Here is a 23396-nt window from a genome sequence, read left to right on the forward strand (position 1 = left end):
CGGCTCCACCCGTCTGAACTACCAGATCGCGGCCTCGAGCGTCAGCGTCGACCTCGAGACCAGCGTCATCGGGACGACCAATGCAGTCACGGTGGCCGGCAGCGCCACGGGTGCGACCGAAGGCACCGACAGCTTCACCGGCGTCAATGCGGTGCAGGGCTCGACGTTCTCCGACACGCTGCTGGGCAGCAGCTTCAACAACAACTTCACCGGTCTTGGCGGCGACGACTATATCGACGGCCGCGGCGGCTTCGACGTTGCCATCTACAACAGCCTCAGCACGGTCACGAGCGGCGTGAGCGTCGACATGGCGGCGGGCACGGCAACCGGCGACGCTTCGATCGGCACCGATACGCTGCGCTCGATCGAGGGTATTCAGGGCACCGGCTACGCCGACACCTATGTGGCGATCGGCTACGGCCAGGCCGGTGCGCTCAATATCGGCAACAATGGCACCTTCAACCAGTTCGAAGGCCTCGGCGGCGATGATGCCATCACCGGCAACGGCAGCACGCGGCTGATCTATACGAATGCCACCAGCGGCGTCACCGTCAGCCTGAACGCCGGCTCGGCAACGGGTGACGTGTCGGTCGGGCATGACACGTTCGCCGGTGTCAACAGTGTCTACGGCAGCAACTTTTCCGACATTTACGATGCGACCGGCTTCGTCGGTTTCAACTCCTTCCAAGGCTTTGCCGGCAACGATCTCATCACCGGCAACGGTAGCACCCAGTTGCAGTTTGCGAATGCGACCTCTGGCGTGGTGGTCAACCTCGCAAACGGGTCCGCGGACGGCGACGGATCGGTCGGGCACGACACTATTGTGGGAGTGACCAACGTTTCCGGGTCGAACTTCAACGACACGATCATCGGCTCCAACGGCAACGACCAGCTGTCCGGCAACAGCGGCAATGACGCGCTGAGCGGCGGCGCCGGCAACGATGGCTTGAACGGCGGGACCGGTGCAGACATTTTTGTCTACGCCACCGGCGGCGGCGCCGATGTCATCGGCGACTTCCTGCAGGCGGACGCTGACAAGATCGACCTCACGGGTGTCCCTGGTGTCTCGACACTTGCCGACATTCAGGCGCTTGCCACCCAGCAGGGGTCGAACACGGTCATCGACTTCGGCAATGGCAGCACGCTCACGCTGCTGAACGTGACGTTGTCGACCCTCACGGCTGCCGACTTCATCCTGGGGCAGGGCGTGCACCTCACCGGTGACGCCGGCGCGAATACGCTGGTCGGCACCGCCTACGCCGACAGCCTGAGTGGTCTCGCGGGCAACGACCGCCTCAAGGGCCTCGATGGCAATGATCTGCTCGATGGCGGCCTCGGATTCGACCGCGCCGACTATGTCGCGGCCACGGGAGGCATTACCGCGAATCTCGCGGCAGGCTCCGTGACCGGTGCGGGCGTCGGCACCGATGCGCTGACGAATGTCGAAGGCATCGTGGGCAGCGACTACGCCGACACGTTCAACGCGATCGGGTTTGCGGGTGATACCGGCATCGCCGGCACCAATGTGGGCTTCAACGAGTTCGAAGGCCGCGGCGGGAACGACAGCATCACGGGAGCGATGAACAGCCTGGGTGCGCTGCTGACGCGCATCTCTTACGCCAGCGCGACGGGTAGTGTGACCGTCGATTTGACGGCCCATTCGGCGGTCGGAGACGGTTCGGTTGGCACCGATACCTTGGTGGGCTCGGGGTTCGGAGGAGTTGTCGGCTCAGGGTTTGCCGACCAACTGCTCGGCAGCGCCAACGGCCCCGGGACCGTGGAGATCTTCGAAGGCCGGGCCGGCGACGACTTCATCGACGGCCGGGGCGGCTTCGACCGGGCGGACTACGCGCTCGATCCGGCGGCGGTCGGCGGGATCAACGTTCAGCTGGCCGTGGGAACCGTAGCGGGCGATGCCGCGACGGTCGGCACCGACACGCTTCGGTCGGTCGAATCGGTGCGCGGCTCGAACGCTGCGGACGTTTTCAATGCCGGCGGCTTCAGCGGAACCAGCCAAAATGGCGGTTCCAACGGCACATTCAATGAATTCATCGGCATGGCAGGCAACGACAGCATCACCGGTAACGGCAACACGCGTGTTGCGTTCACCAACGCGACCGGGGCCGTGGTCGTCGACCTGCAAACCGGCGCGACGCCCGGCACAGGAACCGCAAGTGGTGACGGATCGACGGGTAACGATACGTTCAGCGGCGTCAACGCCGTGATGGCTTCGATGTTCAACGACACCATCCGCGGCAGCAACATCACTACGGCTACGGAGACGTTCACCGGCCTTGCCGGCGACGACTTCATCGACGGTCGCGGTGGCTTCGACGTCATCAGCTACAACAACCTCTACTTCTCCACCGGCTCTGTTACCATCGACTTCACGGCGGGCACCGCGACCGGTGACGCTTCGATCGGCAATGATACGTTCCACGGGATCGAGGGTGCCCAGGGCACCACTTTCAACGATGTCTTTACGGCCACGAATTTCGGCGCCGTTGGCTTCCAGAATGGCTCCGTTTACAACGTCGGCAACAACGGCAATTTCAACCAGTTCGAAGGCCTGGCTGGCAACGATACGATCACCGGAAACGGTAACACCCGCATCATCTATTCCAGCGCTGTTGATGCGGTGACGGTCAACCTGCAGGCGGGAACTGCGACCGGGGGCAGCTCCATCGGCACCGACAGCTATGTCGGCGTCAACAGTGCGACTGGCAGCAATCTGAACGACATTTACAATGCCACGGGTTTCACCGGCGTGACCTCGGCCGGATCGTTCGGCACCTTCAACCTGTTCGAAGGTCTGCTCGGCAACGACACCATCACCGGTAACGGCAATACGCGAGTCTCGTATTCCCAGGCGAGCGGCGGCGGCGTTTCCGTCGACCTATCGGCGGGAACGGTGAGCGGTGCGGCCGGCGCCGACATCATCACGGGCGGCGTCAACAGCGTGCAGGGTTCCAACCAGGTCGACACGCTGGCCGGCAGCTCGAATAACGAGTTCTTCTTCGGCGGCGGCGGTGGCGACACGATCAACGCCGCTGGTGGAAATGATGGCATCACCGGCCAGGGCGGCGACGATACGATCGATGGCGGTGCCGGTACCGACATGGTGATCTTCTCGGGTGCGCAATCGCAATACACCGTCACGATGCCCGGAGCGATTGTGGTTCAGAACAATTCAGCAAACGGTGACGGCACCGACACCCTGACCAACGTCGAGGTGCTGCAGTTCAGCGATGGCATCGTGCTGCTCTCGTCAGGCGATTTGGGAAGTCCGATCGATCTCTCGACGCAACAGTTCTCCAATGTAGCGCCCGTGATCGGAACGGCCGGAGACGATTATCTTCGCGTCGGATCCAATATCTTCGGGCACGTTCTCAATTTGGGGGCGGGGACGGGCGACACCGTCCTGCTCAACAACACTTTCGGCAACGGTTACACGCTCAATCTCTCTGGCGTCGAGAACCTGATCGGCAATGGCAACGACGAGTTCGTCAATCTCACGGCGAATGCCGACGGGTTGATCGTCAACCTCGCCGGCGGCAACGATCAGCTTAGTCTCGCGGGTGGCGCCAACACGCTCAGCCTGATCGGCGTCGAGGGAATCAGCGGCTCCGATTTCGGTGCGACGCCCGGCGTCAACGACCTGCTCACGTTGACGACGACGGTCACGGGCCTGAACATCAGCCTCGGCAACGGCGACAATACGATGAACCTAGCCGCTGGCGCGAACTCGTTCGTGAACATCTACGATGTCAATCACGTGTTTGGAACGGCCAACGACGACACCCTGACCGTCACCGGCGCGATCGCAGCGGCCAACGGCGTCGCGATCAACCTCAGCAATGGCGACGATACCATCGTCCTCGACGGAAACTTCGCTTCCTTTGCCGCAACGGGTATCGAGCACATCAACGGCAATTCGGGCGACAATTCGCTCAGCCTGACGAACAACGTCGCCGGTATCGCCATCAATCTGGGCGACGGAAACGACTTTGTATCCCTGGCCAATGGCGTCAATTCGCTCAGCATCAGTGGCGTCGAAAACCTCAATGGCAGTGACTTCACTGGCAATCTCAATCCGTCGGACGACATGGTCACGCTGCTGAACACCGTGTCCGGGGTGTCGGTCAATCTCGGGGACGGAACGGCTAATGTCCTCAATCTCGCCGCAGGCAGCAATTCGTTCGACAATCTGTGGAACGTGAATCTGCTCAACGGCAGCTCGTCGGACGACGTTCTGACCTTGCAGGGCAGCCCGGCGAACGCGATCGATCTCGGCGACGGCAACGACACCCTAAACTTCAACGCGAACGTCTACGACGTCACCGTGACCAACGTCGAAACCGTCAATGCGGCCGCGAATTTCGACCGGATCACGATCGGCAACACGTCAGGTGACACGACGATTACTGCCGGCGCGGGTGCGGATGAAATCTTCGCCAGCGCGGGCCATGACAACTTCCGTTTCGTCGGCATCGCGGATTCAGCCGCCGGTGCTGCCGATACCATTCACAATTTCGATGCGGGCAACGATAGCTTCACGTTCTCGGGCATCAGCGTCGCCGGCGATCACATCGAGTACGTGGGAGGTGCGACGCTCCTCGGCGGCAACCAGGCTTCGGCGCACTTGCAGAATATCGGGCCGGGCAACGACTACCTCCAGATCGATATTGATGGCGACGGAGCGAGCGACATGGACGTTAGCCTGCAGAATGCGACGGGAACGCTGCACAATGGCAGCTTCTTGATAACCTAGCGGCTCCTCGGCCTTGGAGGGTCCCGGTCCATCTGGCTTCGGGGCCCGGGCCCAGCGAGCGCCTCCAATCCGTCCAACGCCCACGACATAGCGGACGGGGAAGCGCGCAGTATTTGGGCAGCTGGAACAATAAGACCTTGCTGGTCAAACGCATGGTGCCTTTGCGGCCGCGGCTGACGGCTTGGGTCTCAAACAAAACTGCCGCCTCCGGTTGGCCGGTGGGGCGGCAGTTGTTGGTCCAGATTAGCTCGGCTCGGCCGAGCGCTTTCGAACTTACCGGACGTACCAATATCCCCACCAGCGTTGGGATACGGGCCGCGCCTGCGCCTTCATGGCTGCGACTTCTTCGACCGGGCGAAGCTGGGGACCATAGATCGCTGGCGGGTAAACGTCATCCCACAGCACAACACCGCCCTGGACGGCGGCCGCCCGATGGGACGGAGCAAGCGCGAGCTCGGCGGCCGGCGCGACGGAGGCCGTCACGGTGAGGCCAAGGGCGGCCAAGGCAATGGATGGAATAAGGGCGCGGAAGTTCATTGGATTGAATCCCTCTGAAATGCGATGGGAAATAATGCGACGGCTGACGGACGGTTGCAAGGGCACGGCTCGATCGATCTGCCCGAAATTCCTCGTCGTGGGCCGAGGTCTGCTCGACGCATCTGCTCGGCCAAATGCGGGGCCGGGCCGCGAACGCGTCCTTCACACATATATAGAGAGTGGTCGCTACACGGACTATTTGGTGATCGTCGCCGATCGAGACGAGATGTGGCAAGGGCCGGCTTGGCACGAGTGCTTCATGCGCACGAGGGATCGGGCCTTGAACAATCTTTCGGCGTCCATGAATCCTGAAGAACCATGATGTCGACACACTGCTCGCTCTTGATGCGAGCCGGACCATCCAGGGCGACTCCATGACTTCTACGTTTGTCTCCGCTTCCATTTTCGGCGCTGGCCTTATCCTTGGATACGCGCTGAGCGCTTGGCGCGTCCAACGAAGAGATGCGAACGCATCCTACGGCGCCTCACACCAGGCGTCCCAACCCACCTCAACGTTCGGTCACGCCCGACGGGCCTTTTAGATGTCGTCTAATTCGTTGTCGGCATCCAGCTACACACTGAAGCGACGGGGCATGATGACATGAGCGAGCCTAAGAAGGACGCTCCACGACGTTACATCGTGGATGGCGCCGGACAGCGCGTGCTCGTGGGTCTGACGATCTCGGAAACCATCGAGTTCGAAGCGCTGGACAAGCCGGACACCGACTTGATCGGCGAAGCGGCGCGCGTCCGTCAGGCGAAGCACGGCGAGCGTTGGGTGGAACTCTACATCAAGCACGAACGAGCCTGGAGCGACTGGATGGCGCAGACCCGTGCGCGACTGGAGAAGCCGCCGTTGCTCAACTAGGATTTGACCCGGAGCCGGGGATAAACCAGTCCATCCTTGCGAAGCCGTCTCGCGCGTCAGTGGCAGGCGGTCGTCGCCACCTCACACCGCGAGCATGCGGCTGCCCTGGATGCTCATCAGGGTGAGGTTACCGGTCGCATAGGCGCCGGTGTCGATGTTGACGCGGTTTGCCAGGAATTCGGCACTGCGGACCGGCGTATGTCCATGCACGACATACTTGCCGAATTGTTCCTCGCTCCGCAGGAACTCCTCGCGAATCCAGAGCAGATCGCGCTCCGTCTGCTCAGCCAGTGGAACGCCCGGGCGAACGCCGGCGTGAACGAAGAAGAAGTCGCCACAACTGAAGCTCAGCCGCAAATTGTCCAGGAATTCCAGATGTTCGGTGGGCATTGCCCGAATCAAATCGCGCAATATCGATGCCGGCTCGTCGCGCTTCAGGTCCGGTGGGGCGAGCCCGTAGGACATCAACGTCTGGGTCCCGCCCACCGCAATCCAATCCTCGAACAGCGCAGGATCTTCGAACACCCTCACAAGAAATGCCTCGTGGTTTCCCTTGAGGAAAACTGCGTTGCCCCGGCGGCTCCGTTCGACCAGGACGTCGAGAGTGGCGCGCGTATCCGGGCCGCGATCGATGTAGTCACCCATGAAGACCTCGATCGCATAGCGCGGCCGGCTGCGGGCAACGTCGGCGTCGATTACCCGCAACATAGGCTGGAGCAGATGGGCGCACCCGTGAATATCGGAGATCGCATAGATGCGAACTCCCTCCGGCAATTGCGGCTTGGGGGTGGGCGAGCGTGGTCGCGCGAGAGATATCATGGGGCTCAATCGATCGGGTCGTCGAAAAATTTCCCCAAGTCGCCGGCACCGGAGAGCTTCCAACGCGAACAACGTGAATTCGGTGAGGGAGCGTCCTTGTTCTCCAGCGCGATCACGCCAAAAGAAGGGCGGCATTTTTTGCCCACCTTGTTATCGGCGGGCGGCGCGAACGATCGGTCCGCACGAATGCATCGCTGAACGCGAGAGTGCGGCAAAGTTGCATGCCTGGGGCAATTCTCTCGGCGCACGCCCAGATAGAAATCCGTCGAAATTCTCGCAACTGATTCGTTTGGCTTGATCGGAGGATTGCATCGCCCGAAAGATGAGCGACAAGTCGTTCGCGCGACGACAATCATCGCGCTGGACGTGGAACTTGATTCAAAATAGGGCAACGCGTTCGCTCATATGTCATCACTGTGACGACTTTTTCAGCGCGTCGAATTTCGCTGCGCATTTCAACATCGCGCATGATCCGTGCGCCGCAAAAGTTTTGCGTGCAGCGCCACAATCTCGCTGCGATCGACCAACACTTTCCGTGCGGGGAATTGACGAGTCTTCAGCATCACGATGAGCGTCAGACACTCTCTCGATTGACAGAGGTACGAATGGCTGTTGCAACTTATGGTTCTGAAAACGCCCACGCGCTGTCATCGACGCGCGGCAGCTCTCTTCAGAGGCCATTTCAGATCGTCGTCATGGCTGCCGACTTTCTGGTGATCTTGTTGAGCTATGCCGCCGGTGCCTTGCTATACGGCGCCGCGGTCGCTTCGCCCGATGGCGCTTCGGTAGGGGCTGGGTTGTTTGTCGGCGCGGTGTTCGTCGCGGTCGCCTATTTCCGGGACGTCTACGCCACGCACCGTCTGCTCAATATCGTCTGGCAGCTGCGAAAGGCCGTGTTTATCTGGCTGACGTCACTGACGATCCTCGCAGTTGCGGCATTCCTGCTGAAATCGACGGACAATCTCTCCCGTGGCACCGTTATCGTGTTCGCCGTGATCGGCGGACTTGGCTTGATCAGTCTCCGCTTCGCTTGGCAGGCGGTTTTCGGCACGAGTTTTGCGAGAAGCCGCCTGGTCGATCGCAAGGTGATCCTGCTCAGCCTCAAGCCGCTCGATTTCACCTCAAGCCGCTTCAAGGACCTGCGAAGGAATGGCTTCGATGTCACGCGCCATTTCGTGCTCGGCGCCGATCGGGATGACGGCCAATGGGAGCGGCAGATTCGCGACGTGATCCGTCAATCGCGCTCGGCCGATGTCGACGAATATCTGCTTGCGATCGACTGGAATGAATTGCCGATGCTCCGCAAGCTGGGACACCATTTGCGCGCCGTCCCACAGCCCATACGCCTGCTGCCGGATGATCCAGTCGCTGATCTGGTGGCCCGTCCCTTCCTGCCGGTCAGTGGAACCGTCGCGGTTGAGATCCAGCGGCCGCCTCTCACCATTCTCGAGCGGTTGCAAAAGCGCTGTCTCGACGTTGGCGTGGCCCTGTTCGCACTGGTAATGCTGACGCCGCTGCTGCTGACCGTTGCCGTTCTGATCAAGCTGGACTCCCCGGGAAACGTCATCTTCCGGCAGTCGCGGCGCGGCTTTAACGGCAGGCCGTTCGAGATATGGAAGTTCCGAACCATGACCGTCAGTGAGAACGGCGAGACAGTTACGCAGGCAACCAAGAGGGATGCCCGGGTCACAAAGATCGGACGATTCCTTCGCATGACCAGCATCGACGAGCTGCCGCAGCTCTGGAATGTGCTGCGCGGGGATATGTCACTGGTTGGCCCGCGTCCGCACGCGCTGGCTCATGACAATTACTATGACGAGCTCATCAGCAAATACGTCTACCGGCACCACATGAAGCCGGGCCTGACGGGCTGGGCGCAGGTGAACGGGTTCAGAGGGGAAACGCCGACGATCGACCTGATGGAGAAGCGGGTCGAGTACGACGTCTGGTACGTCAGCAACTGGAGTATCTGGCTCGATCTGAAGATCATGGCCCGCACCGCATCCGCAGTGATGTTCCAGGAGGCGTACTAACCGCTCAACTTCCCGGCCATCTGGAGCCACAGGCTTGAGGGATCAGGTTCCATCCCGCGACGACCTGCCGAAGAGCCGCATGATCGCATCGCGCAGGGCGAGCAACGGCGGCACCAGCACGAAGAATGCCCCCATCGCTACCGAGACGATGACATGACGGATCGAGAAGGATTCGTCCTGCTCGATGTCTCGTTGGCTGGGGTCGACAGGGGCCGGTGATAGCGTCGTCGCCATCGGCTGCCGACGCGGCTTGCGCGGGGGAACCACGATCAACACGAACAGGATGTTGAGCAGAACCCAAATAGTCAAAATCGTCAGGACGATCAGCATTCCGAGCCCACCGGAAAAGAACTACAAATATGAGCCGAAGTTAGCCTCAGGGAACCCAGAAGGAAAGATGCCCAAAGTTTCGGCATTTTGAAGCATCGAGGACCGGATTGTCTCATCTTATCGAGAGATGATTGCCAATTGGCGCACTGTCCTAGCGACCACCGCCTTCGTCAATCCTTGCTTTTGGCTAGAGCAATAACTGCAAGTTGTGGATTCCGGACGAATACGGAGGCCTGAGGAGTCCGCTGGGCTTGGCGCAATCCCCGCGCTCGTGCGCGAAGGTGCATTCGATCGCCTTCCAGCGACAGTTCCGCAAGACGCGAAAAAGGCCCGCTGCCAATATGGCAGCGGGCCCGAGGTCGTTACGGCTCGGCTGAGCGCGGCGCCGCGGCGCCTCTAGGCATGCTCGACGTAGTAGCTGTTGTGGTGCTTGCCCTTGTACGCCTCGATGCGCTTGAGCATCTTCGGGTTGGCGCGGTTGAGCACGGCGCCGAGCAGTTTCTTCTGAAGGACTTCCGACCCGGAAACCGACTCCTGAAGAGCGCTTCGTGTCGTCTGCCCCCATTCGATCACGTAGACCATGGCGTCGATCAGGAGGCTGACAGCCTTCGAATCCGCCACCGGCATCACCGGGGCAAGGTCAATCACGATGTACTCATAGTGCTCTCTCAGCACCTTGAGCAGTTCGGCCATCGCCTTCGATCCGATGACGTCGGCCGAATTGACCATGCGGGAAGCTACGACAGAGGGCAGGAAGTCCAGGCCCGTTTCCTTGCTTCGCTGCACATGGTAGCCGAGGCTCGCCGGGTCGCTGAGGGCCTCCACCAGGCCGCTCTTGGCGTTGGGCGCGAGCTCTCGGGTCAGCGAGCGCGTGTGCAGATCGCCGTCGATCAGGACCGTGCGATGGCCGGTAAGGGCGATCAACTGTGCGAAGTTGGCCGCCACCGTCGTCTTTCCTTCCTTCGGAAGCGAAGACACGATGCCGATCACCTTGATCTCGCGGGTCAGGCGCGCAACATCGATCGACACCTTGATGTTGCGCAACGTCTCGGCGAACCGCGAGAATGGATGATCGACGACGTAGCGGGACAGATCGGGTGAGGCTGTCTTGGCTGACGTCGAAAGCAACGCGCCGGTCGTCGTTGGCGGACGAATGTCCGGCAGCACTCCGAGGCACTTCACGCCGAGCTCATCCTCGACCTCGGCGGGGGTCCGCAAGACGTCGCTGAGCAGCTCTCGCCCGAATGCGACGCCGAAGCCGAGGCACAGGCCGCCCACCAGGCCACCGACGAGCGCCAGCACCGTGCGCGGCGAGCTCTTGCGATCCGGCTTGGTGGCCGTGCTGATCAGGCGCGCCTCGCTAAGCGGAAAGCTCTGATTCTGCGTCGCGCTCTGCAGCTTCTCGAGGAAGCTGTTGTACAGGTTGCGGTAGGTGTCCGCGGCGCTTTCGAGATCGCGCAGCTTGACCGCGGCCTGGCCGGTATCGCCGGCCTGGGCGACGAGCTCCTTCACGTTCTTCTCGAGCGAGGCTTCCCGGCTCTTTGCGATCTCATAGTCGCTGCGGTAGGCATCGCCGATCCGATGCAGCTCGTCGGCGATGTTCTTGCGCAGCTCCTCCATCTTGTTGGCCAGATTGACCGCCGCAAGATGTTGCTTTCCATAGCGCCTCGACCAGTCGGCATACTGGGCCTGGAGGTCCAGATATTGCGCGCGCAGGCGCGTAATGACCGAGTTGTTGAGAGCATCGGTCACCGTCGATTGTGCGACGTCCTGGTCTGAAATCGCGTTGATCCGGTCGAGCCGGGCCTTGGCTTCGGCCGTCGACGCCCGCGCTTGAACCAGCTGGGTGTTGAGGTCCGACAATTGCTGCTCGGACATCAGGCCGCGGCTGGTCCCGACGATGTTGTTTTCGGCCTTGAAGGTCTGCACGGCGCGGTCGCTGGCGGTTGCCTGCTCGCTCAGCTCGAAGCTGCGCTGCTGCAGCCATTCGGTTGCCCGCTTGGTGGACTGATATTTGGCTTCCAGCGCGCCGACGAGATAGGCATTGGCGATGGCGTTGACGATCTTGGCCGCCTTGTCAGGGCTCCGCGAGCGATAGTTCATCGACAAGACATACGTCGTCAGGACGCGTTCCGTTCTCAGGTTCTTCTGAACCTGCTCCACCACGGCGTGCTCGAGACGCTCCTGGGACGCGGCTTCGCCGGAGCTGAACAGCGACATGACCTTGCCGAGGACGATGGACAGCAGGCCCGGATCGGAGCCATTGAATTCCGGATCGTCCGTCAGCTTCAGGCGACGGACGACCGAGAGAATCAGGTCGTCCGAATTGATGACCTCGACCTGGCTGTCGACGTAGCCGGTATCGATGAGGGCGCTGTTGGCGTTGCTGTCCTTGTCCAGCACCTGCGCCTGACGCGTATCCATCATGATACGGGCATTCGCCGTATACATCGGTTGCGCCATGACCAGGTAGACCATCACCAGGGCCAGCGCAGCGCCGGTGCACGCCGCGATGATCGGCCACTGCCGGCGCAGCACGTCGGCCACGCGCTCGAAGCTGAGGACTGCTCCGCCGAATTCGATGCCGAATCGGTGTCCCGACTGGAAATGTTCTCTAGGCTGATACATTTGCTAATTCGCTGCCTTTTGACGATCGCTGATCAGTTCGGAAGGGGGACGGGCTTGAAGGGGTTGGCCAGCTTGGTTTTAAATTCGCCGTCGAGCAGGGCCCCGCCTCGGGACGGTTGCGCCGGGCTCTTGTCTTGCGATTGAGCCTGGGCGCCTGAGGCGTCCTCACCTGCGGCGGAATAGCCCGCTTGCACGTTGAGATCACCGATCCGTTGCGCGAAATCCCTGATCTTGCGCGCGGCGTCCGGCTTCGTCGACGTGCACCGTCCTTCCGCAATCCTCAGGGCGGCGCCGATGGCGGAACGATCGGTCGAAGCCGAGGCAGAGATGAGTGTCTGCACGGACGGCAACACCGACGGGGTCGTGGCGATGTAGGTGGCGAGCCGAAATCTCAGCTTCTCCTTGTCATTGCGGAGCCGCTCCAGAAGCGAGGAGGGCGATTTCACGAACGTGTCGAGTTCGAGCTGCGAGGCACGATCTGAAAATTCGACGCACTGAGCGCGGCAAGCATCGACGCTCGACACGATCAAGGCAGAAGCTGCCAAGACGATCAGTAGCCTTCGTGGCATTGCATGACGACGTGGTAGTCCGCAGCCCATCCGTGTCCCTTCCTCCCTGTTGCAATAGGAGAACAGGTGAAACTTGGCAGGTAACTGTGTCAATTTTTGTGCGACGCAAAAGCTGAGTGTGTGGGCGGCGACGACGGGTGCATTGCCTGATTTTCGATCGGTTGCAAAATGAGGATATGCAATGCATGCGAGATCGGCATGCTCGCGCCTAGGAATGTTGCAACTTGAAAACATAAGAGGCGTTTGCGCTGAGGCGTCGCAAGCGAACGTCGCAAAACCGACACAAGTCGTCAGCTACTCATTAGTTCCCGCCCGCGAAAAATTATCAGCAGGACGTCAGCATGCGAAGATCGCGGTTGTCTTAATCGCAGCAGCGCCGAATTTCGCGCAAACTTTACGCGCAAATTCTCGCGATCATCATCGCTTGATTTGATTTGCGCGCCGATGCGACGGCGGTCTCAGGCAAAAAGTGGCGTGAACTTGACGCTCGCATGTCCGAATGAACTGCGAGCGTTGAAATTATCGTCGATCGTCATGCGTCGAATGCGAGTCCGCGATCGCAGAGATTGAACACGCGCCAAGTCCTGATACACACTGCTGCGGTGCAATAGCTGGGAATGTTGATGTGACGGAGTTGGTTCATCGTGAGAAGGCGCATGTCCTGGCGCTCGACAGCATCCGGGGTATCGCCGCGACATCGGTGGTGATTCACCATCTCCTGCTGATGCCGACGTTCCTCGCGGCGTTCCCGCACAATGCGTGGATCAACTGCTCGTTCTTCAGGAGTTCCTGGCTGCTGGTCGATCTGTTCTTTGTTCTCAGCGGGATCGTGATGTCGCTCAGCTACGTCGAGAGCGACTTCGGGCGTTTCTCGCTGCGCGAGTTCATGGTGCGGCGCCTGGCGCGGGTCTATCCGCTGCACATCGTCATGCTGATGGCAAATCTGTTGTTTCGCCTCCTGCGAATCAGTCTGGTCATGGCGGGTGTCGTTGTGGCCGCGCCGGCGGCGTTCGAAGTGAACAATGCCTATTCCTTCGTTCTCAACGTCCTGCTGCTGCATTCCATGGGGTTTATCGACTATCTCAGCTGGAACGCGCCGAGCTGGAGCATCAGTGTCGAGTTCTACACCTATCTCGTGTTCGGCCTGATTGTCCTCTTTGCCCAGCGCATGCGTTCCCTGTTGTGGTTCTACGTCCTCTGCGGCGCGCTTGCGGTCGGAAGTCTGGTCTTCATCATCTTCGTGCTCGACAAGAGGAGCCTCGGGCTTCAGACCGACTTCGGCATCGTGCGCTGCTTCGTGAGCTTCTTTCTGGGCGTGCTGACGGTCAGGATCGTTGATCGCCTGCCGGTCAAGCCGGGTCCTGCCGCGCAGGGCATGCTGCAATTCGTCGCCATGATAGCCAGCATCGTCCTGGTGTCACTGGCGGAGACCAGTCCTGCGTCAACCTTCCTCGCGCCCGTGACGTTCGCAATCTTCCTCGGCAGTTTACTGGCTTTTCCCGATGCGCTGCTGGTGCCGCGGATGCTGGTGGCCAAGCCGCTGGTCTGGCTCGGGAAACGTTCCTACTCGATCTATATGGTGCACGCGCTCGTGGTGCTCCTGGCCGAATATTTCGTGCGGGCGCTCGGGGCAGGGCGGATCGCCGCTCTCGATTCCGTCTTCGCTGGTCTGCCGGCCACGCTGAATCTCGTGGTCTCATTGACCGCCGTGCTGGCGGTGTCCCACTTCACCTATCGCTACGTCGAAATCCCCGGCGGCAGGCTGATGCGGAACGCCCTTGGAAGCCGGTCCGATTTCTCGGCGTCCCCCGCGCGACTGACGAACTGAGCCCGACATGACGATGCTAGCGCTGCAACGGCCCAGAATCACGCTGATCAGCCTCAACATCGAGGCGATCGCGCTCGGGGTCTATCTGGTCCGCGACGCCTTTGGCGGCGTGATCCGCTATTACACCAGCATCTATCACGTGGATCCGCTCTGGTACCTGCCTGACGGCGTTGCGCTTCTGTGCCTGGCCCAGTTCTTCGTGCATTGCGTTCTGCGCAATCGCAGCACCCTGGCGCTGTTGGTGCTGGTCCAGATCATTCTGTCGCTTGTGCTCGGCTACTTCTTTATGGGAACGATGAACGCTGCGATCTCGTCATTCAAGATGATGTTGCCGGTGTTCGTCGGATTCTGCTTCTGCGATTCCAGCCTCGGCTCGTACCGGAAGCTGCTGTCGGTCATCGCAGTGACCTTCTATCTCTCGGTTATCGGCGTTTTCCTGACGAAATTCTACCTAATGCCCTGGGTGGGCTACAAATACGAGTCCTTCGGCGCCGTACGCGAGGCGGGCCGGTTGTGGTGGGCTTATGGCGGCGACGACCAGCGCCTCATGGGCTTTGCGGCCGACAACACCATGGCTGCCTTCTTCATCCTTGTGTCGTTCGCGATCACGTCTATTCGCATGAGCACCACGTGGTGCCTCATATTCGGCTCCATCGCGATCTATGCCATCAAGCTGACCACGAGCAAGACGACCATGATCGTCCTCGTGCTCTATCTGGTTCTGCTGGTGTTCGTGCGAATGCTGCCGGAGAAATCGCGCTTCCCCGCGATCCGGACCATCGCGCTGTGGTCGTTTGCCTCGATCCTGGTTCCGTTCTTCATGATCGTGGTTGCTTCGGGCACCGCAGCCGTGCCGCATTCGACCTTGTTCAGCATCGTCGATCGCATCAACAATAGCTGGCAGTTGCCGTTCGTTTACATGAACCAGCTCATGCCGATCGGTCTGGTGACCGGCTGCGGGGCGGGTTGCTTCAACTATCCGCAAAAGCTGTTCTCACCGCTCGCCCACTTCTGGGTGCCGGTCGACAATTTCTACATCGGCACGTACCTGATGTTCGGACTCCCGTTCGCGGCGTTCATGGTGATGGTGTTTCGGGCGACTTTCGGTGCGACCGACGTCTACAAGCTGACGCTGCTCTTCGTCGTGAACCTGTTCACGATCACGGTGCTGAACTACGGCCCCGCGTCTGGCCTCCTGATCATCGCATTGAGTTTCAGCGAAGTGTTCTCGCGGCGTACGGCCTCCGCACGGGCAGGCGACGCCGTGCCAATTGTCATGCGGCCGCCGATGCCGTCATTGGAAGGCTTCCGCCCGGATGCGGCGGCGAGCGGAAGCAGGTGAGAACGAACAATGCATAAACGGCTCGCATTCATCGACACGTTGCGCGGCATTGCCGTGTTGTCGGTCCTGGTTCAGCATGTGTTCGAGGTGATCGTCGAAAAGCACCCGACAGGTGCCTATTACTGGCCCATCCATGATGTGTTCGGCTACTACATGAACTTCGGCCGGTTCGGTGTGGTGTTGTTCTTCTTCGTCAGCGGCTTCGTCATTCCGTTCAGCTTCCCGGACAGCGCCACGCCGGTGCGGGATTTTACGATCAGCCGCTTCTTCCGGCTCTACCCGGCCTACTGGACCTCGCTCGTGGTCGGGCTCGTGACGATGCAGCTGCTGGAGTCGAAGATCTATCCGCTGGGGCAGGTCGCCGCGAATGTGACGATGTTGCAGACCTTCGTGAACGTCCCGAACCTCTGGGTCTTCTACTGGACGCTGGCGATCGAGCTGCTGTTCTATGTCGGATGCACCATTCTCTTTGCGATGGGGCTGCTGAACCGGCGCTTCACCGCGGTCACCATCGTCGTTGCGGCCGCGCTGGTCGGAACCACCGCTGCCGTCTTCGTTGAGAACAGGGCGGTCTCCTCGGTGATGGAGGTCGGGCTAAACCTGTCGGCGATGTTCCTGGGCAAGATCATCCGCGACACCGTCATCGGCGGAAAGCTGCGATGGACCCATGTGGCCGTCTGCACGCTGTTGTATGCGATCTTCGCCGCCACCCTGTCGGACCGGCGGTTCGGGGGCGTGTATCACGAGAACTTCTTCTACAGCTATTCGATCGGATCGGCCTATGTCTGCGCGGCGCTGGTCTTCATCGGCTTCGCCGTGTTCGGCGAGAGGATGGCGTGGCGCCCGATGGCGTTCGTCGGCGTGATCAGCTATTCGGTCTACCTGATGTCGCCGTTCGTGATCGTCTTCATCCACCGCCTCGTCTGGTTCGGTGATGGGCCGCTGGGATGGTCGGTCTTCCTGGTCATGATCCTGGCGTTGTCGATCCTCGTCAGCTGGATGACATTTGCGTTCGTCGAGAAGCCCAGCATTGCCTTCGGGCACAGGTTCCGCTCGACGCGGCGGAAGACCGTGGTTATCGAGCCTGCGCTCAGTACCCAGGGTGCCGCAGAGTGATCAGGACACCGCAGCAGCGGGGCGCAGCCTACGACGGATCGTTCGTTCCGTCGGTCCAGGGGCTTCGCGCCATCGCGGCGCTGAGCGTGCTGATGGATCATTTCTACGACATGCCGAAAGCAGGCATGTACGACATCCCGGATCCCGGCTTCCTGCCGCCGCTCTGGCTCTGGCTGCAATCGGTGATCAATGTTGGTGGTCACGGTGTCGAGCTGTTCTTCATGATCAGCGGCTTCCTGATCCCGGCGAGCCTGGTGCGGCACGGGTCGTTGCCGCGGTTCTTTTTCGATCGCGTCCTGCGCATCATGCCGGTGTTCGTCGTCCTGCATCTCGCGCTGTTCGCAATCGGGCCGATCGTGGCCTACAAGTTCTTCCGCGGGATCGATCTGACCAGCTATCTCGCAATCTTTGCGGCCAACCTGCTCTTCGTGCAGGACGCGCTCGGCCTGCCCATTGCTCAGCAGAATGCCTGGACGCTGACCTATGAGTGGGCATTCTACATCTGGTTTGCGCTGACATTCTCGATGTGGCGCGCCGGGGGCAGGCTGCTGGCGGCGCCCCTGATCCTGCTGGGCCTGGCGTGCCTGATGCACTGGCCGATCACCGCGTTCTTCTGCATCGGCATGCTGTTCAGCGCGACCGGATTTCGCATCTCCATTCCCGGACGTGTTGGGCTGCTCGCGGGTCTCGTGTGCGGGGCCGCCCTCTATGCGAGCCTCGTGCTGTTTCACCCCTTCGTGGGGCTCATTCCCGGTTTCCTGCTGTTCGGCATGGTGCTCGCTCCGGAATCAGGCTTCGGGAAGGTTCTGAGTGCGCCGGCCCTGCAATATGTCGGCAAGATCAGCTACAGCCTCTATCTCGTGCATCCCTTCGTGCTGTTCCCCTTGCAGGTGATCGGCCTGAAGCTAGTCGCTGCCGGCGTTGACCGCTGGCTGCTGTGGGCCGCCTTCATCGTGCTCGGGCTGGTGATGTCGTTGGTCGCGAGCGCGATCAGCTATGAGCTGATCGAGGTCAGGCTGCGGCGCCTGTTGGACGGCGCGATCCGCGGCATGTTCTTCCGACGGCAGATCGAGCAATCGGTTTGAGAGGACGCCTGTCGCGGTCAGCTCACGGTCCGGCCGGCGAGCCGGTGATAGGACCCGAGTAGCTGCTCGGCAATGCGGTCCCAGTTCAGGAGGCCGGCCGCGGTTTGCCGTGCGCCTTCGGTCAATGTCGCGGCAAGAGGCTTCGAGGTCAGCACGCGTTCGAGTGCGTCGGCCAGCGCCGTGGCATCGCCGGGAGGAACCAGCAGCCCGTTGACGCCGTCGGCTACGACGTCGGGAATGCCGCCGGTGGCACTGGCAACGACGGGACGAGAGTTGCCGTAAGCGGATGCAAGCACGCCGCTTTGCGTTGCATCCTTATAGGGCAGGGCGACCACGGTGGCGGATTGAAACAGCCGTCCGGTCTCCGCAGGCGAGATATAGGCGTTGATGGTCTTGACGGTCGGCATCGCTTCCATCCGCGCGCCGAGCCGTGTCATCTCGGGGCCGCGGCCGGCGACGATCGCTTCATGCGCCATGCCGCGCTGAGTCAGTATGTCGATCGCATCGATGAAGACGTCCAGGCCCTTGTAGGCCCACATCCGTCCAAAGAACAGGATTCGCGCGGATTCCGGCTCGCTGAGCGTGCCCTTGGCTGGCGGAACCATGAGCACGCCGTGCATGCTGGAGATCGTCTCGCCTTTGAAGTCGGGCGAGGCGCGGCGAAAATCGGCAATACAGCTTTCACCGTGCGTCGTGACCACCGATGCGGCGGCGCGCATGCGCCCGCGCCAGGCATCTTCACGCGCCGAGGTGCCGGAGCCGCCTTCCGAATGCGGAATCGCATCGTGAACGGTCAGCACCAGGGGAATGCCAAGCGGACGAAGCAGCTGGATCAGCTTGGATGTGTAGATCTCCGGAACTTCGTGACAATGAATCACGTCCGGACGAAACGATATTATGTCGAAGAAGGACGCGGGGATGCCGATTGCGCCGCCGCGGCGCAGGCTCAGGTCGCGGATGCGTGTTTCGAAGGGCGCCGCCACGGCGATATCGGCCAGTTCCCATTGCTGATTTGCGTCCTTGGCGTTGAGCACGAGGCGGACGTCGCAATGATGCGCCAAACCAGATGCCAGCCGATAGGAATATTCCGCAAAATGCGGTGCGTAGATCGCCACACGCAAGCGCCTGGAGTTACGCAGAGAACGCTGAGCAGGCGAATTCATCAAGGCATCCATTTTGCATCACTTCGCAAAGGTTGATTGGAGTGTAGTCCACGATTTGAACTCACTTCCACTCTAAATGGGAAACGTGACGGCACTCATCTGATTGCCATCACTCCGTCGTAATGTAGCGAGCAATCAGTACTCCGCCGCGATCGGAGATGGTGACGTCGCGGCAGCATCGTGCCACGTCGTCTAGCCTGCGATTGTGGTTGGATCTGTCGGAATTGGGTCGAATTGTTGATGAACGTCACGCAGGGCAAACAACATCAGGTCGTGGTTGCCTTGTTCTGGTCGCTTGCACAGAATTGGGGCGGCCGGGCGCTGTCGTTCGTCCTGTTCCTGGTTCTGGCCCGGCTGCTCGATCCCGCGGATTTCGGTCTTGCAGCGCTCGTCGCCTTCATCCTGCTGCTCTTGAGCTCGATCGCCGAATTCGGCTTCGGCGACGCGCTGATCCAGCGGCGCACGCTCGAGCCGGCCGATGTGACGCTGCCCTTCTTCTGCTCCTTCGCCGCTTCGACGCTTCTGGCGATTCTGATCGCCTTCCTTGCGACGGATATCGAGCGTTGGCTCGACGTGAAGGGGCTCGCGCCGCTGTTGACGGCCGCGTCTCTCTCCCTTCCGATCGGCACCGCCACCTTGTTCCAGGAGGCGCTTTACAAGCGCCAGATGGATTTTCGGGTGCTCGCAGTCAGGACCATGGTGGCGACCGCCATCTCCGGCATCGTGGGAATCGCCTGCGCCTATGCCGGGTTCGGCGCTCTCAGCCTCGTGATCCAGGTGGTCGTTCAGAGTGCGATCAGCGGCTTGTGGCTCTGGAGCCAGCCGCGATGGCTGCCGATGCGGGGCTACGATTCCGGAAGCTTTCGCGAGCTCTCCGGCTATAGCGTCCATGTCGTGCTGAACAGGCTGCTGGATTTCGCCATCGTTCGCACGATCGACATGATCATCCTGACGCTCTATGGCGTCGCCGCGCTCGGCATCTACACCGTCGGTGCGCGGGTCTACATCATCCTGATGCAGCTGCTCACCCAGGCCGTCATGGACGTCGCGCTGAGCGCGCTGTCCAAGATCGCTCACGAGCGCGACCGTATCGCCGGTGCCTACTTACGTAGCGTCAGTCTCGGCGCGCTGGTCGGCTCTCCCATCTTCGTGCTGCTTGCGGCGATCGCGCCGGAGTTTTCGCTGCTGCTGTTCGGCGCGAAGTGGAGCGGAAGCGAAGCGGTGATGAGGCCGCTGATGCTCATCGGCGCGATTCAGACGGTGCAATTCGTCAACAGCGCCTATTTCGGCGCCCTGGGCAAGCCGAACTACGTATTCGCGCTGAACATCCTCAAATTCTGCGCGGTCGTGCCCGCAATGTTCCTGCTTCCCTCGCGCGATATCGGTCAGCTGGCGACAATTTTCGCTTTCGCGCAGCTTGTGGTGACTCCCGTGACATTCGCGCTGGCGCTGCGGCTGCTGGGCCTGAGCTGGAGCCAGTTCCTGCGTCCGATTGCGGGCTGCCTTTGCGCCATCGTGCTGGCTTACGGCGCGGTCGTGCTGTGCCGCCATGCGACGCCGGATATCAACCCGTATTTGCGGATGGGGCTGCTGTCGTCGTGTTTCGGCGCGACCTATCTGATGAGTATTCTGCTGTTCTGGCGGAAGCAGCTGTTCTCGCTGATCGATTTCGTCGTGAAGCGCGGTGCGACCGCTTGATGAAGACGAGGAGGACGATTTGAAGCAATTGATCCCGGTGCCGGTTCGCAGGCATCTCCGAGGCTGGCTCAACAGCGCAAAGAACACGCCCCTCGCGGTCGATCTCCTCGAGCTGCGCAGGTGGCAGATTGCCCGGAAGGACGTCGGCGTCAATGCGGCGCCGAGCAACAATCCGCGCCGGCTCGTCCTGTTGCCGTCGGATCCCTGGAGCATCCATCAGTCACGCGGCGACGAAGCGATGATCGAAGCCACCGTCGGCGAGCTGAAACGGGTCTATCCCGACCTCGAAACTTACATCGTCACCGCCACCAGCGCGGCGAGCGCGGATGTTCGCGCGATGGGCTTCAGGCCGCTTGAGATCTGGCGACAGCCGTTTTCCTACGAGACGGTCGCGCAGGAACTTTCGATCACCCGTCCGGATTTCGGCGTGGTGCTGGGGGCCGATGTGCTCGACGGCTATTATTCGCCGGTGGATGCGGCGCGCATGCTGCTCGTTGCCGACCTGATGGCGGGATTTGGCGCCAAGGTCAGCGTGCTCGGCTTCAGCTTCAACTCCCGTCCGGCGAAGGCGCTGCGCGAAGTGTTCCGGCTGCTCGATCCGGGCGTGGTCCTGAACCTGCGCGATGCGATATCGCTTCAGCGTTTCGACGATTTCGCCCGCAAGCGCGCGCGTCTCGTCGCCGACTCTGCGTTCATGCTGACGCCGCGCGCCGACACTGGCGCAGTGAAGCGGATCGCGGCCGCGGTCGAACGGCAGCGCGCGCAGGGTCGCAAGGTCTTCGTCTTCAACATCCACCCGATGCTGTTCAAGAAGCCGGAGCCGGCCAAGCTGGAGCGGATGATAGAGCTTGCGGCGGATGCCATGGCGCGCCTGTCGCGGCAGCACAATGCAAGTTGGCTGTTGCTGGCGCATGATTACCGCCCCGGAATTGCCGATGACAATTGCCTGCGGCCGCTGGCCGCCCGGCTTCAGCCCGCGCTTGGGGAGCACGTGCATCATGTCGACCAGGTTCTGTCGGCGGGCGAGATCAAGGCCGTTGTCGGACTGGTCGACGGCGTGATCACCGGCCGTATGCACCTGGCGATTGCTGCCCTCGGACAGGGCACGCCGGTGGCGGCGATCACCTACCAGGACAAGTTCCAGGGCCTGTTCGCGCATTTCGGCATCAGCGAGTCGCTGTTGCTCTCGCCGGCCCAGTTCCTTGTCGGGGAGAGCTTCGAGGCGTTTCTGCTGCACTTCCTTGGCACCTACGAAGCCGCCGGCGAGCAGGTCCGTCAGATGCTGCCCGATGTCATGGAGCTATCTCGCGCCAACGTCGCTCCGTTGCTGGACAATGGTGCGATGCGGATCGTGCCGGAGGCTGGCGGCAAGGTCGCCTGAGAACCCTGAACCCTAGATGCTTCCGGAGGGGCGTCAGTTGACCGCCCGCTCCGTGTTCTCGAAGCGCATGGACGTCTCGGCCGTCACCGGCCGGACCTTGCGGGGGGATACCGGCGCGGTGTCGGCCAAGCGATTGAGCAGGCGCCGCGCGGGATTCTCGAAATAGGCGTAGGTGCGGTCTGCGACGAGCGTCAGCACCACGCAGCAGGCAAGGGCGAAGAGGCCGAACTGATCCGGGCGCAATCCGAGCCAGGTCCATAGCGGCTTGAACACGGCAATCAAAACGGCATCGTGCAGCATGTAGATTGCATATGAGGTGTTGCCGAGCCGTCCAAGCAGGCGGGCGCCGGGGAACTCGGCGAAGGCGCTTTCGCCGACTGCGGTCAGCAGAATGGCGCAGGAGAACAGCAGAATGGCAAGGTCCGGCTTGGCGAAAACGTTGAGGACGAGCACGGAGATGCCGAACATGGCGATGCCGGCGAACACCACACGTTTCTGCCGGTAGGGCTGAGACAACCGGAACAGGATCGCGAGCAGGATGCCGTTCAGGAAGCTCGGCAGCGCACGGAGCATGCCGTAATCGTAATTGGCCCCGTACATCTGCGACCGCTCCTGCCAGATCGGCAAATGTCCGTGCGCCAGGACCAGATACAACGCCGCGACGATTGCGGCCAACGCAAGGGGATGCAGCTTGCGCGCGAACAGCATCAAGAGCGGGAAGATCAGATAGCAGAAGAATTCCGCGCTGATCGACCAGGATGGCGAGTTGAAGCTGAGGTGATCGGTGACGCCCCAGGCCTGCAGCAGCAGCACGTTATACAGGAAGTCCAGCGGGGTCGACCGCGCCGTGCGCTCCAGGCCGACGCCGATCAGCACCACGAAGATGAGCAGGCTGAGCAGGTGCAGCGGATAGATCCGCGCGATGCGGCGGATCATGAAACGGGAATAGGCGCGCATGCCGCGCGCATCGGACGGATAGGAGTAGGAGATCACGAAGCCGGACAGGATGAAGAACATGTCCACGAACAGGCCGTAGGACCCGTTCCAGGCCGGCGAAATGCCCGTGTCGATCAGCTTCAGGTGGAAGATGAAGACCCCGAGCGCGGCGACGAAGCGGTAGAAGTCGAGAACGACAAAACGTCTTGCTTCACTGGCTTGCATCGGGCCTCGGAGTCCTTGCGCGGTTCGTGTTTCTTCTAGAGGCGAATTGTGACGCAAGTTCGCAAGC

General features: G+C 61.3%; 16 protein-coding genes. 9 read left to right on the top strand and 7 right to left on the bottom strand.

Going from position 1 to position 23396, the window contains the following annotated elements:
* The coding region (locus MOV74_RS05435) for a beta strand repeat-containing protein (protein ID WP_404979117.1) at positions 1-4771 on the top strand (4771 nt) is incomplete at its 5' end.
* 273 nt (positions 4772-5044) lie between these two features.
* On the opposite strand, the gene MOV74_RS05440 is transcribed toward MOV74_RS05435, so the two are convergent.
* Complete coding sequence (locus MOV74_RS05440; RefSeq protein WP_246918874.1) at positions 5045-5308, bottom strand: hypothetical protein; 264 nt, start codon at positions 5306-5308, stop codon at positions 5045-5047.
* Between the two features lie 601 nt (positions 5309-5909).
* Here MOV74_RS05440 and MOV74_RS05445 point away from each other — a divergent pair.
* Positions 5910-6176 carry a hypothetical protein gene (locus tag MOV74_RS05445; protein WP_246918877.1) on the top strand — a complete coding sequence of 89 codons (267 nt, stop codon included), beginning with the start codon at positions 5910-5912 and terminating at the stop codon, positions 6174-6176.
* Between the two features lie 81 nt (positions 6177-6257).
* Here MOV74_RS05445 and MOV74_RS05450 read toward each other — a convergent pair whose 3' ends face one another.
* On the bottom strand, positions 6258-6995 hold the full coding sequence (locus MOV74_RS05450; RefSeq protein ID WP_246918925.1) for a metallophosphoesterase family protein: 738 nt from the start codon (positions 6993-6995) through the stop codon (positions 6258-6260).
* Between the two features lie 605 nt (positions 6996-7600).
* On the opposite strand from MOV74_RS05450, the gene MOV74_RS05455 reads away from it, so the two are divergent.
* Positions 7601-9028, top strand: coding sequence for an undecaprenyl-phosphate glucose phosphotransferase (locus tag MOV74_RS05455; RefSeq protein ID WP_309486781.1), 1428 nt, complete (start codon positions 7601-7603; stop codon positions 9026-9028).
* Positions 9029-9070: 42 nt separating this feature from the next.
* On the opposite strand, the gene MOV74_RS05460 is transcribed toward MOV74_RS05455, so the two are convergent.
* The 3 genes from MOV74_RS05460 to MOV74_RS05470 all read right to left on the bottom strand — a co-directional run bounded on the left by MOV74_RS05460 (position 9071) and on the right by MOV74_RS05470 (position 12510).
* Positions 9071-9358, bottom strand: a complete 288-nt coding sequence (locus tag MOV74_RS05460; protein WP_246918881.1) for a hypothetical protein — start codon at positions 9356-9358, stop codon at positions 9071-9073.
* A gap of 396 nt (positions 9359-9754) precedes the next feature.
* Positions 9755-11986, bottom strand: coding sequence for a Wzz/FepE/Etk N-terminal domain-containing protein (locus tag MOV74_RS05465; RefSeq protein WP_246918884.1), 2232 nt, complete (start codon positions 11984-11986; stop codon positions 9755-9757).
* A gap of 32 nt (positions 11987-12018) precedes the next feature.
* On the bottom strand, positions 12019-12510 hold the full coding sequence (locus tag MOV74_RS05470) for a hypothetical protein (protein WP_246918926.1): 492 nt from the start codon (positions 12508-12510) through the stop codon (positions 12019-12021).
* Between the two features lie 670 nt (positions 12511-13180).
* On the opposite strand from MOV74_RS05470, the gene MOV74_RS05475 reads away from it, so the two are divergent.
* The 4 genes from MOV74_RS05475 to MOV74_RS05490 are packed head-to-tail and all read left to right on the top strand — an operon-like array spanning position 13181 to position 17926.
* On the top strand, positions 13181-14383 hold the full coding sequence (locus tag MOV74_RS05475) for an acyltransferase (protein ID WP_246918886.1): 1203 nt from the start codon (positions 13181-13183) through the stop codon (positions 14381-14383).
* Positions 14384-14390: 7 nt separating this feature from the next.
* On the top strand, positions 14391-15725 hold the full coding sequence (locus MOV74_RS05480; RefSeq protein ID WP_246918888.1) for a hypothetical protein: 1335 nt from the start codon (positions 14391-14393) through the stop codon (positions 15723-15725).
* A gap of 9 nt (positions 15726-15734) precedes the next feature.
* Positions 15735-16841 (top strand): acyltransferase, encoded by a 1107-nt coding sequence (locus MOV74_RS05485; RefSeq protein WP_246918890.1) that lies wholly within the window; start codon positions 15735-15737, stop codon positions 16839-16841.
* Positions 16838-17926, top strand: coding sequence for an acyltransferase (locus MOV74_RS05490; protein ID WP_246918892.1), 1089 nt, complete (start codon positions 16838-16840; stop codon positions 17924-17926). The genes MOV74_RS05485 and MOV74_RS05490 overlap by 4 nt, the downstream gene beginning before the upstream one ends.
* A gap of 17 nt (positions 17927-17943) precedes the next feature.
* Here the strand turns inward: MOV74_RS05490 and MOV74_RS05495 are convergent, their stop codons facing one another.
* Positions 17944-19041: a glycosyltransferase family 4 protein gene (locus MOV74_RS05495; RefSeq protein WP_246918894.1), complete on the bottom strand. Its 1098-nt coding sequence runs from the start codon at positions 19039-19041 to the stop codon at positions 17944-17946.
* 288 nt (positions 19042-19329) lie between these two features.
* Between MOV74_RS05495 and MOV74_RS05500 the strand changes: the two genes are divergently transcribed.
* Entirely contained in the window at positions 19330-20787 is a 1458-nt protein-coding gene (locus tag MOV74_RS05500; protein ID WP_246918896.1) for a lipopolysaccharide biosynthesis protein, read from the top strand.
* A 19-nt stretch (positions 20788-20806) separates the two neighbouring features.
* Positions 20807-22168, top strand: a complete 1362-nt coding sequence (locus MOV74_RS05505) for a polysaccharide pyruvyl transferase family protein (RefSeq protein ID WP_246918898.1) — start codon at positions 20807-20809, stop codon at positions 22166-22168.
* 33 nt (positions 22169-22201) lie between these two features.
* Here MOV74_RS05505 and MOV74_RS05510 read toward each other — a convergent pair whose 3' ends face one another.
* On the bottom strand, positions 22202-23329 hold the full coding sequence (locus MOV74_RS05510) for an acyltransferase (RefSeq protein ID WP_246918900.1): 1128 nt from the start codon (positions 23327-23329) through the stop codon (positions 22202-22204).
* Between the last annotated feature and the right edge of the window lie 67 nt (positions 23330-23396).

It is taken from the genome of Bradyrhizobium sp. SHOUNA76 (assembly GCF_023006445.1).
Lineage (GTDB): Bacteria > Pseudomonadota > Alphaproteobacteria > Rhizobiales > Xanthobacteraceae > Bradyrhizobium.

Bases quoted from the DNA above. Each gene is read 5' to 3' on its own strand.
- MOV74_RS05440 (WP_246918874.1), bottom strand. From the start codon at position 5,308: ATGAACTTCCGCGCCCTTATTCCATCCATTGCCTTGGCCGCCCTTGGC.
- MOV74_RS05445 (WP_246918877.1), top strand. From the start codon at position 5,910: ATGAGCGAGCCTAAGAAGGACGCTCCACGACGTTACATCGTGGATGGC.
- MOV74_RS05450 (WP_246918925.1), bottom strand. From the start codon at position 6,995: ATGATATCTCTCGCGCGACCACGCTCGCCCACCCCCAAGCCGCAATTG.
- MOV74_RS05455 (WP_309486781.1), top strand. From the start codon at position 7,601: ATGGCTGTTGCAACTTATGGTTCTGAAAACGCCCACGCGCTGTCATCG.
- MOV74_RS05460 (WP_246918881.1), bottom strand. From the start codon at position 9,358: ATGCTGATCGTCCTGACGATTTTGACTATTTGGGTTCTGCTCAACATC.
- MOV74_RS05465 (WP_246918884.1), bottom strand. From the start codon at position 11,986: ATGTATCAGCCTAGAGAACATTTCCAGTCGGGACACCGATTCGGCATC.
- MOV74_RS05480 (WP_246918888.1), top strand. From the start codon at position 14,391: ATGACGATGCTAGCGCTGCAACGGCCCAGAATCACGCTGATCAGCCTC.
- MOV74_RS05485 (WP_246918890.1), top strand. From the start codon at position 15,735: ATGCATAAACGGCTCGCATTCATCGACACGTTGCGCGGCATTGCCGTG.
- MOV74_RS05500 (WP_246918896.1), top strand. From the start codon at position 19,330: ATGAACGTCACGCAGGGCAAACAACATCAGGTCGTGGTTGCCTTGTTC.
- MOV74_RS05510 (WP_246918900.1), bottom strand. From the start codon at position 23,329: ATGCAAGCCAGTGAAGCAAGACGTTTTGTCGTTCTCGACTTCTACCGC.